Raw genomic sequence first — 14,434 nt, forward strand, 5'->3', positions numbered from 1 at the left:
ACGCCGTTCCGCCGATCACGACGGGGACGGTGCCGGCGAGGCCGGTCACGCGGTCCTGCACCCCACGGGGAGGTCGTCTGAACCGTGGGCAGCTCCGCCGCCCTCGAGACCGCCCCTGCCGACGTGATCGCGTTCCGCTGAGGCAGCCGGCAACCGGCCGGCTCGGCGACCACGGACCACGGGGCCCCGCCCTCGATCATCCCGTCCCCCGGCCGCCTGTCCTGCATCGCCACTCCTGCTCGGCGTCCCGTCTCCCCTCGCTCACCGGCCACACATCGACAGGAGGACCTGGATGGCAACCATCGGACTGCTCGGTTCCTACGGCGGGCTCAACATCGGCGACGAGGCGATCCTGACCTCGATCCTCGCCACCTGGCGAGAGGCCGTGCCCTTCGCCGAGGTCGTGGTGTTCTCCCGCGACCCCGCGCACACCCGGGACGCTCATCTGGTCGATCGGGTCGTCGACGCCCGCCGGGGCCGGTGTGACGCCGTCAACGAGGAGATCGCCGGGCTCGACGTCCTCGTCCTCGGGGGCGGGGGGCTGCTGTACGACAGCGAGGCCACGGAGTACCTCCGGCACGTGCGGACGGCCCACCGGAACGGCGTGCCGACGGTCGGATACGCCCTCGGCGTCGGGCCACTCACGACGGCCGAGGACCGCGGCGCCGTACGCGAGGTCGTCTCGGTGATGACCCAGGTGACCGTGCGCGACGAGGGGAGCAGGCGGGTCCTGGAGGAGGTCGGCATCGAGCGGCCCATCGAGGTGGTGGCCGACCCGGCGCTGCTGCTGAGCCCCGCTCCCTTCCCGGCCGACCGACTGGCCCGCGACGGGGTGGACGGCTCCGGACGGCTGATCGCCATGTCCGTCCGGGAACCAGGGCGAGCGGCACCGGGTCTCGCCGTGGACGCCTATCACGCCACCCTGGCCGCGGTCGCCGACTTCGCGGTGCACCGCTACGGCGGCCAGGTGGTGTTCGTCCCCATGGAGCGCGGCGACGTCCGCGAGAGTCATGCGGTGCTGGCCCGCATGACGGCCCCCGACCGCGCGCGGGTCCTCCACGGCACGTACGGGCCCCGCGAGATCCTCGGCCTGATGCAGCACATGGACCTCGCGGTCGGCATGCGGCTGCACTTCCTGGTCTTCGCCGCTCTCTCGGGGGTGCCCTTCCTGCCGCTGCCCTACGCCGGCAAGGTCGCCGACTTCGCGCGGACACTGGGTGTCCAGTCGCCGGGCAACCTCGACCGGGACGCCGTGGGACCGCTGCTGGCGGCCGTCGACCGGCTCTGGGACGAGCGCGAGGCGGACGCCGGACGGGTACGGGCCCGGATCGAGAGGCTCAAGCGCCGGTCGGCCGCCCCGCTGCGGCACGTCCTCGACGTCCTGGCGGGGCCGTCGGCACCGGTGGCATCCGCGATCGCAGGCCGGTCCATCGAGCAGGAGGGAGTCCAGCGTGCCGCCGTTGACCCGGCCGGTCGCGGGGGAGCGGTTGACGTTGCCCCCACGCTCAGCGTTGCAGGCGGCTGAGGCCGACGTCCTCGTCGTCGGAGGCGGGCCGGCCGGCATCGGTGCTGCGCTGGCGGCTGCTGACGCCGGCGCCGACGTCGTCCTCGTCGAGCGGTACGGGTTCCTCGGCGGCAACGCGACGGCGGCGCTCGTGATGCCGTGGATGTCCTTCCACACCCGCCGTCCGCAGCCGCCGCGGCTGGGTGACGTGAGCCTGTTCCCCACCGACCACGGCGAGGGCGAGCCCGTCGTCGCGGGCAAGCACATCGAGGTCATCGACCGGCTGGTGCAGGCCGACGGCGCGGTGCTGCCGTCGCCGGACACCGGGTACACCGTCCCCTTCGACCCCGAGGTCTTCAAGCAGGTGGCCCTGGACCTGCTCGACGGCGCGGGTGTCCGGTACGTGCTGCACGCCTTCGCCAGCGGGGTCCGGACGCCGGGCCGGGCCGGCGAGGTGGTGTTCGAGACCAAGTCGGGGCCGGTCGTCGTGACCGCCCGCGTGACGGTCGACTGCACGGGGGACGGCGACGTCGCCGCGGCCGCGGGAGCGCCGTTCGAGATCGGCCGCGAGAGTGACGGACTGGTGCAGCCGATGACGCTGATGTTCCGTGTCGTGGGCTTCGACCCGGCACCCTTCGAGCGCTACGTCGCCGACCACCCCGACCAGTGGCGCAGCGTCCACGGGCTCTGGGACCTGGTGGAGGAAGCGACCGCAGCGGGCGACCTGGACCTGCCCCGCGAGGATGTCCTCTTCTTCAACTCGGCGCACCCGGGTGAGGTCGCCGTGAACTCGACACGGGTCACGCAGGTCTTCGGCACCGACGTCTTCGACCTCACCCGCGCCGAGGCGGTCAGCCACCGGCAGATGTCCCAGATCGCGGCCTTCCTCCGGGACTACGTGCCCGGTTTCGCCGACTCCTACGTCGCCCAGAGCGGCGTGCAGGTCGGCGTCCGGGAGACGCGGCGGATCCTGGGCGACTACGTGCTCACGGGCGAGGACATCCTGAGCGCACGGAAGTTCGACGACGTGATCGCGCGCGGCACCTACCCGGTCGACATCCACAACCCCAACGGCAGGGGAACCGTGCTGCGGTCGGTGCCTCCCGGGGACGCGTACGACGTCCCCCTGCGCTGCCTGCTGCCACGGGACGTCGACGACCTCCTGACGGCCGGACGCTGCATCTCCGGCACCCACGAGGCCCACTCCTCCTACCGGGTCACGCCAACCGCCATGGCCACCGGCCAGGCCGCCGGGGTCTGTGCGGCGCTCGCGGCCGCCGCGGGCCGGGCACCCCGGGAGGTGGAGATCTCCGCCGTGCAGGCGGAACTGGTCCGGCAGGGCGCCGACCTGGGGGGGCCGCGGGGAAGACGGGGCGTGACCCGCGAGCGGGGTGCCGTGCGGTGATCCGGCGAGGTGACCGGACCGGTCGCCCCGCGCCACGCCGGCCTGCCCGGCGCGGGGCATCGGGAGGTAGCCGGGCAGCAGGTCGGACAGCGTCAGGATGTCGGTCGAGCCCTGCATGTTGGCGTGCCCCCGCGGCGCGTGGATGCCACCGCCCGGCCGGCCGATGTCGCCCAGGAGCAGGTGCACGATCGCCCCGGCGCGGATGTCCTGCGCGCCGACGGTGTGCTGGGTCCACCCCACGCTGTGGACCAGGCCCGCCGTGCGCTCGCGGCCGGAGTTCGCCGTCCCAGGCCTCCCAGACCTGTAGGAACTGCTCGCGGGGCGCTCAACACACCCGCTCGACCATCTCCGGGGTGTACCGGGAGAAGTGCCGCTCGAGCACCCGGGAGACGCAGCGGGGATGCTCCAGCGTGGGGTCCTGGGCGATCCCGCCCCCTGCCCCCTCGATCGGCGGCACGCCCATGCCGGTCTCCATGGGGTCGGTCTGGCGGTGGCCGGCGCCCTCGTGGTCCCAGGTCGTGGTGTCGTAGCTGCCCGTGGCGGAGTCGTAGCCGCTGAACAGGCCGTCGAGGTCCTCGGTGTCGGCGTCGCCCTCGATCTGCACGACCCGCCCGGCGTCGGCGTGGACGAGCTGGGCGCAGCCGACGGCGCAGTAGGGGCAGACCGACCTCGCGGGCGCCCGGGGCGTGTCGGTGCGGGGGCGCAGGGCCCTCGACCGCGGGGACTGCGCCGCGGCACCACGGGCCAGGCGGTCGGGTCCGGTCGGCTCTCAGCGGTGTGAACGTCCGAGCCCATCAGAGCGGGACCGGGGGACGTCGGGCATCGGTAGATCTGCCGATCTTTCGGCGGAGCGACGCGTGGAGCCCGGGTTGGAGTGGCCCCGGTGGGACGGCCGACGCAGAGTCGGGGGGCCGGTGAGCAGAGCCGGCCGCTGGGCGCCCCGTGGTGCTCTCAGGAGCCCCGGGGCCCGCGCGCCAGGAGGCGACCGGATGCGAGCGATGGTGTACCGAGGTCCATACAAGGTCAGGATGGAGGAGAAGCAGCGGCCGAGGATCGAGCACCCCAACGACGCGATCGTCCGGGTCACCCTGGCCGCCATCTGCGGCTCCGACCTGCACCTCTACCACGGCATGATGCCGGACACCCGGATCGGTCACACCTTCGGCCACGAGATCATCGGCGTGGTGGACGAGGTGGGCTCGTCCGTGCAGAACCTGCAGGTCGGGGACCGGGTGATGATCCCGTTCAACATCTTCTGCGGCACCTGCTGGTACTGCGCGCGAGGGCTGTACTCCAATTGCCACAACGTCAACCCGAACGCCACCGCCGTCGGCGGCATCTACGGCTACTCGCACACGACCGGGGGCTACGACGGCGGCCAGGCGGAGTACGTGCGGGTGCCGTTCGCCGACGTCGGCCCCTCGAAGATCCCGGACTGGATGGCCGACGAGGACGCCGTCCTGCTCACCGACGCGACGGCGACCGGCTACTTCGGCGCGCAGCTCGGCGACATCGTGCAGGGCGACGTCGTCATCGTCTTCGGCGCCGGGCCCGTCGGACTGGTGGCGGCGAAGTCGGCCTGGCTGATGGGCGCCGGCCGGGTCATCGTCATCGACCACCTGGACCACCGGCTGGAGAAGGCGCGCACCTTCGCCCACGCCGAGACGTACAACTTCACCGAGTACGGCGACATCGTCCTGGAGATGAAGAAGGCGACCGACTGGCTCGGCGCCGACGTCGCCATCGACTGCGTGGGCGCCGAGGCGGACGGCAACTTCCTCCAGCACGTCACCTCGTCCAAGCTCAAGCTGCAGGGCGGCTCCCCGGTCGCGCTGAACTGGGCGATCGACTCCGTCCGCAAGGGCGCGACCATCTCGGTGATGGGCGCGTACGGCCCGCTGTTCAGCGCCGTCAAGTTCGGCGACGCGATGAACAAGGGGCTGACCATCCACACCAACCAGTGCCCGGTGAAACGGCAGTGGCCGCGCCTGTTCGAGCACGTGCGCGACGGCTACCTCAAGCCCAGCGAGCTGGTCACCCACCGGGTGCCGCTCGAGGACATCGCCGAGGGGTACCACATCTTCTCGGCCAAGCTCGACGGCTGCATCAAGCCCCTCGTCCTCCCATCCGCGGCGTGAGCGACAGGAGAACCTGATGACCTACACACCGCACAAGCCGCCGATCGCGGAGTCGCCCGACGAACTGCGCAAGCGCATCCCGGGCTGGGGCGTCGACCTGGACCCCAAGGTCCGGCCGTCGGTGCCGAAGTTGCAGTTCCAGGAGGACTTCACCGGCGCGCACTGGGAGTTCCCCGAGCGGCAGCCGGAGAGGTATCCGCGGGAACGCTCGGTCGAGCACGGGATGCTGACCCCGGTCTTCGGCACCGCCCAGCCGCCGTCAGGCGTCTCCGGCGCCATCCGTCGCTACGCCTACCGCTACAGCGAGGGCCGCGCGGCGCACTGGCTGCTGCTCATCCTCGCCGACCGGGTGGATGCGTGGGAGCACCACCTGAAGTCACTGCTCACGCTGCACCCGGACAACCCGATCACCGAGACCGGGGTGAAGGCCGAGTTCACCCACCACGGCCTGCGGTCGCGGGTCGGGCAGCACCGCACGGACCTCAAGCACCAGGTACTCGACCCGGTGATCGTCGGTGGTCCGTGGATCGCCGCGGCGGGGGCGGTCTACGCCGGTGCCCGGAGCGTGTCGAGGTCGCTGGCGCGCGTCGGGTCCGACGGGCAGCGGCCGGTGCACTGAACCGGTGACGGCTCGCCCCGGGACACGGACGGACCAGCGCGACCCGGGGAACGGCATGCCGTCGGACGGGTGCCGAACGGGCGTCCCATCCCGCGGTTCTCGAGGCCGCGCCCACACCGGTCCCGCCCCGCGCGACGCGGGGTGGGACCGGTGCGGGACGACGGCGCCCGTGAACTGCTCCGGGGGCGGCCGGGAGCGGTTTCCGCGTGCTCACCACGCGGGACGGCGCGGTGCGCGTCCTGCTGGACCCGGAGGAGCCCCGCATGACCGCATCCATGATGCGCACCGTGACCCTGCCCGACGGCACCGCCGCCCCGGCCCTCGGCACGGGCACCTGGTACCTCGGTGAGGACCCCGGCAGGAACGACACCCAGCTGGACGCCCTCCGCACGGGCATCGACATCGGCCTGACGCTGGTCGACACCGCCGAGATGGACGGCGACGGCGCCGCCGAGGAACTCGTCGGCCGGACGATCGCCGGCCGGCGGGACGACGTCTTCCTGGTCAGCGAGGTGCTGCCGCGCCACGCCACGCGCCACGGCACGGTGGACGCCTGCCAGCGGAGCCTGCGCCGACTGGGCACCGACCGCCTGGACCTGTACCTGCTGCACTGGCGCGGCCGGGTCCCGGTCGAGGAGACCGTCGCCGCGTTCGAGTCGTGGGTCTCCCGCGGGCTGATCCGTGCCCGGGGCGTGAGCAACCTCGACGTCCCCGACCTCGACCAGCTGGTCGGGCTTCCCGGCGACGACCGGGTCCAGACCGACCAGGTGCTCCACAACTCGCCCGGCGCGGCCCCGAGTACGACCTGGTCCCCTGGTGCCGCGGCAGGCGCATGCCCCTGATGGCGTACTCGCCCGTCGACCACGGCAGGCTCCTCGAGCACGGGGCCGTCCGAGACCTGGCCGCGGAGAAGGGGGCACCCCGGCCCCGCCGGCCATCGCGTGGGTGCTGCGGCTGCCCGACGTGTTCGCGTCGCCAAGGCCTCGACCCGCGCGCACGTCGTCGAGAACCGCGCGGCGCCGGGGATCGGCTCCAGCCAGGCGGAGCTGGACCGGCTCGACCGGCTCTTCCCCCCGCCGTCCGGCGAGACCGGCCGACGAGCCGGTCACGAGAGCCTGCCTCACGAGCTGCAGCCGGCGGGTTCCTCGTCGTGATCGTGGGCCGGTCCGGGGGCGGCACGCCCACTCGACGCAGGAGTGGGGAGCAGTCGTCGCAGTCGTCTCCGGGCCCGGACACCCCCTCAGATCGGGGAGCAGGTCTCCCCGTCGCGTGATGTCGACGAGACCCCGCAGGAGGGCGGTGTGCCGGTGCTCGCTCCTGCTCCTGCTCGACCTCCCTCTGGCGATCGGCGACTCGGGTGCCTCGCCCGCCGGCGCAGGCCCGTTCCCGGGGCTCCGGGGGGTCCCGGATGGCGGCGCAGGCGATGGAGGTGCTCGGCCGACGCTGGGCAGGACGGCGGCCCCGCAGCCAGTGGCTGCGGGGCCGCCGTGCTCAGACGAGCCCCTCGTTGTGGGGCTCGATGCTGGCCGAGGGGTCCACCCCCTCGTCGGCGGCCGGCTGGACGGGGCCCTCGCCCGGCTCGGAACCGGAACCGGCGGCGGTGTTCCGGGAGGACCGCTCCGGATCGGTCACGTCGGTGGTCGTCGGCGCCTGACCGATGCGCTTGGCGGCATCCCCGGTCCCGGTCTCCTCCAGCTCTGATTCGCTCACGACTCCTCCATCCAGGTAGTTCGACGTCGGTGATCACGCAGTGGACTCCACGAGTTCCTCGGGCTCGTGGGACGGCTGGCCGGACAGTGACGTTCCGAGAGCCGGCCGGCGCGGTGACGTGGCCGGCGACCGGTCCTACCGGGGCTCGCGCATGTGCTCGGCGACCCCCGCGGGGGCACGGGTGCGGGCCTGCTCGGCCGCCCGGCTCGCCGATCGGCCGGCTCCGGGGTCGACGGGCACCGACCGCACCACCTCCGCACGGCTGCGGTACTCGACCGGCGGGATGGCGCGGAGGCTGCGGACCACCGCCTCGGGTGCGCCCGCCCGCTCGGCGGCGGCGACCAGCGCGTCCTTGCCGGCCGGGTAGTCGACGTCCTGCAGGTACCGCAGGACCTCGTCAGGGGTGATGGGAGCGGTCACGGTCGGTTGCCTTCCTGCTCGTGGTCGTCGGTGTCCGGCGGGCCGGGGGTCAGCCGGAGGACCCGACCGCGGCGATGGCCGCGTCGATCCGCCGGGCGAGCTCGAGGTCCATGTCGGTCACGCGGTCGAGCGAGTGCGTCCAGACCTCGAAGGTGACCGTGTCCTGCAGTTGCTCGACGCGCGCGTGGTGGGTCATGTCCTGCTCGGCGCGGGCGACGGCGTCGCGCAGGGGTCGCCGGCGCTCGGGCGGGAGCACGACGGTGCGCCGCAGGCGGTGTCCGTCGCCCTCCCAGCCCTCCAGGGCGGCCAGTGCGCGGTCGATCTCGTCCTGCTCGAGCAGTCGCGGGGTCAGTCCGATCGGCACTCCGGAACCGCGGGGCGGAACGCTCTGGTCGATCGGTGAGAACAGCTCCTCACCGTCCGGCAGTCGCCGGGCGAGGACGCCGGCGACCTCCGGCTCGGAGGCGGCCAGGGTCGACAGGACCGCCTGGGTGTAGAAGCGGGCCCGCTCGGCCGGGCATCCGGACCTCGCGCTCACCGCGGAGACGAGGGCGGCACCGCTGTCAGGGTGCAGACCCGGGCCCCGGACCTCGGCGACACCCCGGAGGGAGCCGGGCAGGACCGCGGCCAGCCGGTCGCGCTCGGGCTCGTCCAGCGAGGCCGCCACGGCGGCGACGACCGCTTCCACCGCCCGCCGGGCCTCCTCGGTGTCGGCTGCGCCGGCCTGCGCTCCCGCGGCCTGGATCAACGTCGCGTACCGGATCACCGGGCTCCTCCTGACCTGCTGCCGTCCTGCTCCTCCGGTCGCCGACCGCTGCCCGGGCGGCGAGTCCAAGCAGCGGCCCGACCAGCTCCCGGTACTCCTGCGGCAGCTGGGAGAGGACGTCGTCGAACTCCCCGGGTGCGACCGCCTCCCGCACCGTCTTCCGGAGACGCCGCCGTGCGCCGGTCGTGGGGATCCCGTCGTCCGACCGCGGCTCAGACGTTAGGGCCGGTCGCGGCGCGGGGACATCGGTCGATCAACCGATCCGGCCTCCGGCCCCCGTGTCCCTGCACGGCCGCCCGCGCGGGGAGGCGACACGCGGCGACGGCTCCGCTCCTCGGCCCAGGGACCGCCGGGGGAGGAGCAGGCGGCTCGACCGCACGCCGGCGGGCTGTTCACGACGGACGCGCCGGACGTGATCGCCTGCCCCGCGTCTCCGTGTCGGGGGCCGCGGCGGAGACCGAGTCGTCCGGTCCGCCGCTAGTCGTCCGCACCCGGCCGAGAGCCGTCCGGGTCCCGGGTCCCGGGTTCCTCTCGCGAGCGCCCAGGGCCGACGGCCGGAGCCGCGCCACCGAGCTCCTTGCTCACCGTCGGATCCGCGTCGTCGGGCTGGGGCACCCGCGGGTCGTCCGGGAGCCGGATGTCGACCTCGGCGGCAGCCGCAGCCGCGGGTGCGTCGTCCTGCGGAGGGATGGTTCCGCCGTCCATGCCGTGGGAGTACCCCGAGTCGCCGTCGGAACCGGAGCCGCCGGCCGAGATCGGCAGACCGCCCGACGCCCGTCGGTCGCCTGGTGGACCGGGATCGGGCCCCGCCGGTCGTCGGTCGTCCCCTCTCCCCGGCGCCCACGTGGCCTGGACCGTCCCCTGCTCTGGCCGTGAGTCCTCCGCCGAGGGTCAGCGCCGGCCGGCCGCGCCCGTTCCCGCTGGGACGTACAGGCCCGCCCTCTCGGCGCGCACGGCGGCGAGCGTCCTCGAGGGAGCCCCGAGCTTGACGAGGATGTGCTCCAGGTGCGCGGCGACCGTCCGCGGGGCCACCACGAGAGCCCGGGCGATCTCCTGGTTGGAGTCCCCCTCGACCAGCAGCCCGAGGACCTCCAGCTCCCGGGGCGTGAGCCCGCGCAGATCGCCGCCCGGGGAGAGCAGCACCATCCCCGACAGCACGCGGGACACGTCGTCCGTACCCGTCAGGACCGTCACGCGGACATGGCCGTCCGGGGCGTGACGGCCACCGCGCGGCCACACGAAGGACGCGTACACCTGGCCCCTCCGGATGGCCGCGCGGGCGGCGTCCAGGACGGGAGAGCCTCCCGCCAGCAGCGCGTCGTCGCCGAGACCCGGGAACGGGGCGGTGCCACCGTCCCTGGAGAGCACCACGCCGGCCGCGGCACCCTGGACCACGCGGGCGGCGGTGAGCAGCGAGTCCATCGGGTCGATGCCGCGGGCGAGGATGGGGGCGAGCTGCGCCAGGCGGCGCCGGACGGCCTCCGGCGGAGGCCGGGTGTCGGCGGAGAGCAGCGCCAGGAACCCGACGTGGCGCTGGCCCGGTACGAACAGTCCCACGGTGAGGGCCTCGTGGTATCCGGCGGGGGTGAGGCACTCGGCCCACGTCGGCAGGTCCTTGGCGGAACGGGGGAGGTCCGACGGGCTCAGCGGTGGGCGGGCGCGACAGGCTCCGGTCACCTCGAGGTCGTGCGCCGTCGCCGGACCGCTGAGGTAGCGGACGGTGCTCTGGTCCAGCGAGGTGCTGGCCACGGAGGAGTAACCGTTGCCCAGCGGGTCGGCCAGCGCCATCCACGAGGCGTCGAAGGGGATGTGGCGGCCCAGCTCGTGCAGCAGCGCCTGGGCGCGTTCAGGGAGCAGTGCCGGAGTGGCGGCGATCTCCGCGAGGCGGAGGGCCGGGGCCTCGGTCATGTCGCTCCACCAGTCCAGGGCCTGCGCGGTCGGACGGAGCCGTCGAGGACGGCCGCGGCCCTGGACGAGGCTGACCGGGCTGCAGCTGTACATACCGACCCCACCCGGGGAGCAACCCGTGACCCCGTGACCGGAAACCTCGGTGGTCGGAGTCGTCGCCACCGCCACCACGGCCCGTGGACGGCACGGTTTCCCGCAGTAGGATCCACCATGGAGTTGCGCCAACTGCGCTACTTCCTGGCGGTGGCTGAGGAGGGGCGCTTCAGTCGGGCCGCGCAACGGCTCCACATGGCTGCTCCGTCGCTCTCGCAGCAGATCCGTGCGCTGGAGCGGGAGCTCCGGGTCCCGTTGTTCGAGCGAACCCCGGAAGCGGCCCGGCTGACCTTCGCCGGCGTCGTCCTGGTCGAGCGGGCCCGGATCATCCTGGCAGAGGTGGACCGGGCGCTGGCTGACGCGCGCGCCGCCGGAGCGGACTCCCGCGAGCGACTGACCCTGCGGGTGGCCACCATGGCCGACCTCGTCCTCGACGGCCCGCTGCGGCACGCCGCGCTGGCGATCGACGGGATCGAGGTGTCGGTGAGCTCCGCCCGGGGGGACGACGCCGTCGAGGCCGTCCGCCAGGGCAGGGCGGACGCGGCGATCGTCTGGAGCCGGTCCTATCCGCAGCGGGACCTCGCCGGCGTGGTGCTGGGTTCGGTCGTCCTCGGCGTCGTGCTCCCGCTCGGGCACGCGTTGAGCGGCGCGGTCACGGTGCCGGTGGCCGCGCTCGCCGACGAGGTGCTGGTGATGTTCCCGCGGGAGCCGTTCGCGGGGACGTGGGACCGGGCCGTGGACCACGTGTTCCCCGCCGGGGCCGCGCACGACCACGTCGTCATCGAACCCGACCTGCTGAACGCGCCGCGGGCGGTGCTGCGCGCGGTCGCAGCCGGCACCGGCATCGCCCTGAGCATCCTCCGGCTCGTCGACCACCTGGGGGTCGAGGGGATCACGGTGCGGCCTCTCGTTCCGGCGTTGACGTGGGCCCTGGAGGCGGTCTGGCGGGAACCGGTCACTCCCGCCGTCCGCAGGCTCGTCGACTTCCTCGTCGAGTCGTCCCGGGGCCCGCAGACGCTCATCGAACCGGTCCGCCCTCCCGGCGACGGCCGGCGGCACGTCACGGTCAGGGCCTGAGGACCACCTTCTCGCACCGATCCTGCTCGTGCTTGAGGACGTCGTGGCACCGTGCGGCACCTCGGCCAGCGGTAGCCGGTGGGTGATCACCCGGGTGGGGTCGATCTCGCCGCGCTCGATGCGCTCGAGCAGCGGGCGCATGTACCGCTGGACGTGGCACTGCCCGGTCTTCAGGGTCAGGGAGCGGTTCATCCGGGAGCCGGCCGGGAGCTCGTCGACGAATACGCCGTACACGCCGATGACCGAGACGATCCCCCCGCTGCGGCAGGAGGTGATGGCCTGGCGCAGGGCGTGCGGCCGGTCGGTCTCGGACCGGACGGCCTGCTAGGCCCGGTCGTAGAGCTGCACGTGGGCGGCGCCGTGGTGACGACGTGGTGACGACGTGGCGGACCTCGGACACCGAACCCCCGGTCGCCGGTGCGCCGTCGGCGGCTTCGTCCGTCCCGGGCACCCGGCCCACCGGACACGTGCTGTTGGCCGTGGCGCCGAGCAGCACGTGGTGACCGGCTCGGACGAGGCCGCGGGCGAGCCGGTCGATGACCGATCCGGTGCCGCCGTACGCCGGGGGCGGCACGGGGATCCAGGGAGGGGCGATGAGGCCGATGCGCATGGGACGTCCTGGAGACAGGGCGGCGCAGGGGCGTCGCCGGTGGAACGGGACTGTCCGCAAGGACAGCCGACCGCTCGGCCGGCGATCATCGGCAGAGCGACCGATTCCCGGCCGGCGCCGGACCCGCTCAGGTCGCTCCCGTCACTCCGGGCGGGATGCGCAACCCGCCGCGCAGGGCGCGCACCGCGGCGGCCGTGAGGTCGCTGGTCCCCAGGGCGACCAGGCTCCGCCCCAGGGAGTCCGCCACCGCGTCCGCGGCCACGGGGAGTGACTGCGCGAGGGCCGGGACGTCGGTGACGCCCTCGATCACGAGGCCCAGGACCCGGAGGTCCAGGACGGTGAGGCCGTGCAGGTCGCCCGGGGGGCCCAGGAGCACCGCGGCGGAGAGGTGGTCGAGGTCCGGGCGGGCGAAGTCGAGCGCGGTGACCCGGATCAGCTGCTCGCCGCCGGTCCCCGGTGCCGGGGCGAGGAACGAGACGTACGCGCCGCTGACGGCCAGCTCGTCGGCGGCGGCCCCGAGGATCGGTGAGCCCGGCGTCAACAGGCGGTCGTCGGGCAGACCTGGCAGCGGCAGGACGTCGCCCCCGCGGGTGAGCACGACGCCGGCGCCGGCGTTCCCGACGATGCGGGCGCTCTCGGCGATGTCCCGGGTCCGGTCCAGGTCGTCGGCGATCACCGTGGTGACGGCCGCGACGACCCGGCGGTCGGCCTCTCTCGGCCGCGAGGGATCGGCGGAGAGCAGGCTGAGGAAGCCGACGTGCCGCCCGTCCGTCGTGAACAGCCCGGCCGCCAGACCCTGGCGGAAGCCGGCCGGGAGCAGGTGGTCGGCCCACGCGCGGACCTCGGACAGGGGACTCGGGATGTCGCCGGCCAGCATCGGCGGACGGCGCCGGTGCAGGCCGAGCAGCTCCACCTCCTCGTCGGCCTCCGGACGGCCGAAGTAGGCGACGAGTGCCTCGGCCGGACCGGTGGTCGCCAGCGGGACGTGGGTCCGCCGCTCGGGGTCGCGTACGGCGAGCCAGCCGGCATCGAAGGCCAGGATCCGCCCGAGCTGCTGCAGGTGCTCCGCAGCCCGTTCCTGCACGGTGGCGGACGACGCGACGACGCCCACGACCTCCGACCACACACGCTGGAGCTGCGGTTCGCTCCCGCTCATCACAGCTCACCTTCCCTCACTCACGGGTGGACGTACAGCCCGAGGCGTTCGGCACGGTCAGCGGCACGGGTCGGCGTCGGCGGCGGCAGCCCGGCCGGGACGTGCCCCACGTGCGCCCTCTGGTGACTCGAGCGCAGGAGCGTCGGCGGCCACCGTCCTGCGGGGCGCGTCTCACAGACTCCCCGTGTAGATCACCGTCTCGGCCAGCACTCGCACCTTGACGTTGCTGTGCTGGCTGTGCGTCGTGAGCATCGCGAAGGCCTGATCGGCCGTGAGCTGGCGCTGGCACATCAGGATGCCGATCGCGATGCCGATCTGCCGGTTGGTGGCCAGCGCCTGCTCCAGGTTGGCCGCCCTGTCCTCCGCCGATCGGACCCGTGCGTGCAGCTGGTCGAGTTCGGCGAGGACGGCGAGGCGGTGCACGGGCGCGGCCGGCACCTCCCCTGACGGGTCGACGGTCATCGTGTCCTGGTCCTCCTGCTGTGCGACCGGTGTGCGGATGGGCCGGCGCGTCGTCGCCTGCATGCCGTGGACCTCTCCTGCGACGGACGCCAGGGTGCGGGCGCGTTCCGGCGTCCGGCATCGGCAGAGCGACCGATCCGCGCCTCCGGGGTGGCGGGACGGGGTCCGGCCCGTCGACGTCCGGCGCCCCACGAGCGACCTGGACCTCGGCGGGTCCACGGTCGTGCCCGCCGACCGGCCCGCGGCACTGCGAGGGGCAGGCGGCGAGGACGGCGCGGCCGGCCGCGCCGCGGAGCACCGCGTCCCGGCTGACGATGCCGAGCTCCCACAGGGGTGCGCCGGCCAACGTGGCGACGGCGACGTCGGTGACGCACGCCGGCTTCCCGCACCCAGGTTCCATCCGGTTGCGGTGCCTGGTGAACCACGCCCTGTCGCTGGCCGGCATCGGCTGCTCCGATGGCACGGGGCCGGGGGGGGGGGGGGGGGGGGGGGGGGGGGGGGGGGGGGGCGGGGGGGGGGGGGGGGGGTGCCGCGGGCGACGCGCCGGCGCCCCGCGGGGGGGGTGG

The 14,434-nt window shown here is 74.2% G+C and carries 12 protein-coding genes and 2 pseudogenes; 6 read left to right on the forward strand and 8 right to left on the reverse strand.

Features of this window, described 5'->3' with window-relative positions; translation table 11 throughout:
- The first annotated feature begins 292 nt into the window (after positions 1 to 292).
- Positions 293 to 1,525 carry a polysaccharide pyruvyl transferase family protein gene (locus ACI796_RS11435; protein ID WP_456941348.1) on the forward strand — a complete coding sequence of 411 codons (1,233 nt, stop codon included), beginning with the start codon at positions 293 to 295 and terminating at the stop codon, positions 1,523 to 1,525.
- Complete coding sequence (locus tag ACI796_RS11440; RefSeq protein ID WP_456941349.1) at positions 1,512 to 2,909, forward strand: FAD-dependent oxidoreductase; 1,398 nt, start codon at positions 1,512 to 1,514, stop codon at positions 2,907 to 2,909. Before ACI796_RS11435 ends, ACI796_RS11440 begins: the two co-directional genes overlap by 14 nt.
- A 48-nt stretch (positions 2,910 to 2,957) precedes the next feature.
- Here the strand turns inward: ACI796_RS11440 and ACI796_RS11445 are convergent.
- Positions 2,958 to 3,492 (reverse strand): annotated as a pseudogene (locus tag ACI796_RS11445) (formate dehydrogenase); the annotation flags it as partial.
- Positions 3,493 to 3,528: 36 nt separating this feature from the next.
- Positions 3,529 to 3,657: pseudogene (locus ACI796_RS11450) on the reverse strand (hypothetical protein); the annotation flags it as partial.
- A 280-nt stretch (positions 3,658 to 3,937) separates the two neighbouring features.
- Here ACI796_RS11450 and ACI796_RS11455 point away from each other — a divergent pair.
- The 3 genes from ACI796_RS11455 to ACI796_RS11465 all read left to right on the forward strand — a co-directional run bounded on the left by ACI796_RS11455 (position 3,938) and on the right by ACI796_RS11465 (position 6,508).
- Positions 3,938 to 5,047, forward strand: a complete 1,110-nt coding sequence (locus tag ACI796_RS11455; protein ID WP_456941350.1) for a zinc-dependent alcohol dehydrogenase — start codon at positions 3,938 to 3,940, stop codon at positions 5,045 to 5,047.
- 16 nt (positions 5,048 to 5,063) lie between these two features.
- Positions 5,064 to 5,666, forward strand: a complete 603-nt coding sequence (locus ACI796_RS11460; RefSeq protein WP_456941351.1) for a hypothetical protein — start codon at positions 5,064 to 5,066, stop codon at positions 5,664 to 5,666.
- Between the two features lie 263 nt (positions 5,667 to 5,929).
- Positions 5,930 to 6,508 (forward strand): aldo/keto reductase, encoded by a 579-nt coding sequence (locus ACI796_RS11465; RefSeq protein ID WP_456941352.1) that lies wholly within the window; start codon positions 5,930 to 5,932, stop codon positions 6,506 to 6,508.
- A gap of 649 nt (positions 6,509 to 7,157) precedes the next feature.
- Here ACI796_RS11465 and ACI796_RS11470 read toward each other — a convergent pair.
- The 4 genes from ACI796_RS11470 to ACI796_RS11485 form a co-directional block, all read right to left on the reverse strand.
- Entirely contained in the window at positions 7,158 to 7,376 is a 219-nt protein-coding gene (locus ACI796_RS11470) for a hypothetical protein (RefSeq protein WP_456559909.1), read from the reverse strand.
- A 135-nt stretch (positions 7,377 to 7,511) separates the two neighbouring features.
- A complete protein-coding gene (locus tag ACI796_RS11475; protein ID WP_456941353.1) occupies positions 7,512 to 7,796 on the reverse strand; it encodes a DUF2795 domain-containing protein in 285 nt (94 codons plus the stop codon).
- A 49-nt stretch (positions 7,797 to 7,845) separates the two neighbouring features.
- Complete coding sequence (locus ACI796_RS11480; protein WP_456941354.1) at positions 7,846 to 8,562, reverse strand: 4a-hydroxytetrahydrobiopterin dehydratase; 717 nt, start codon at positions 8,560 to 8,562, stop codon at positions 7,846 to 7,848.
- An 891-nt stretch (positions 8,563 to 9,453) separates the two neighbouring features.
- Positions 9,454 to 10,470, reverse strand: a complete 1,017-nt coding sequence (locus ACI796_RS11485) for a response regulator transcription factor (protein ID WP_456941355.1) — start codon at positions 10,468 to 10,470, stop codon at positions 9,454 to 9,456.
- 210 nt (positions 10,471 to 10,680) lie between these two features.
- Here ACI796_RS11485 and ACI796_RS11490 point away from each other — a divergent pair, with 210 nt between their 5' ends.
- A complete protein-coding gene (locus ACI796_RS11490) occupies positions 10,681 to 11,640 on the forward strand; it encodes a LysR family transcriptional regulator (RefSeq protein ID WP_456941356.1) in 960 nt (319 codons plus the stop codon).
- Positions 11,641 to 12,377: 737 nt separating this feature from the next.
- On the opposite strand, the gene ACI796_RS11495 is transcribed toward ACI796_RS11490, so the two are convergent.
- Entirely contained in the window at positions 12,378 to 13,406 is a 1,029-nt protein-coding gene (locus ACI796_RS11495) for a hypothetical protein (RefSeq protein ID WP_456941357.1), read from the reverse strand.
- A 171-nt stretch (positions 13,407 to 13,577) separates the two neighbouring features.
- A complete protein-coding gene (locus tag ACI796_RS11500; protein ID WP_456941358.1) occupies positions 13,578 to 13,931 on the reverse strand; it encodes an ANTAR domain-containing protein in 354 nt (117 codons plus the stop codon).
- Positions 13,932 to 14,434 lie beyond the last annotated feature (503 nt).

It is taken from the genome of Geodermatophilus sp. SYSU D00525 (genome assembly GCF_054050475.1).

Coding starts and splice junctions, on each gene's coding strand:
- ACI796_RS11485 (WP_456941355.1), bottom strand. CDS start 10,470: ATGACCGAGGCCCCGGCCCTCCGCCTCGCGGAGATCGCCGCCACTCCG.
- ACI796_RS11495 (WP_456941357.1), bottom strand. CDS start 13,406: ATGAGCGGGAGCGAACCGCAGCTCCAGCGTGTGTGGTCGGAGGTCGTG.
- ACI796_RS11490 (WP_456941356.1), top strand. CDS start 10,681: ATGGAGTTGCGCCAACTGCGCTACTTCCTGGCGGTGGCTGAGGAGGGG.
- ACI796_RS11455 (WP_456941350.1), top strand. CDS start 3,938: ATGGAGGAGAAGCAGCGGCCGAGGATCGAGCACCCCAACGACGCGATC.
- ACI796_RS11465 (WP_456941352.1), top strand. CDS start 5,930: ATGACCGCATCCATGATGCGCACCGTGACCCTGCCCGACGGCACCGCC.
- ACI796_RS11500 (WP_456941358.1), bottom strand. CDS start 13,931: ATGCAGGCGACGACGCGCCGGCCCATCCGCACACCGGTCGCACAGCAG.
- ACI796_RS11435 (WP_456941348.1), top strand. CDS start 293: ATGGCAACCATCGGACTGCTCGGTTCCTACGGCGGGCTCAACATCGGC.
- ACI796_RS11460 (WP_456941351.1), top strand. CDS start 5,064: ATGACCTACACACCGCACAAGCCGCCGATCGCGGAGTCGCCCGACGAA.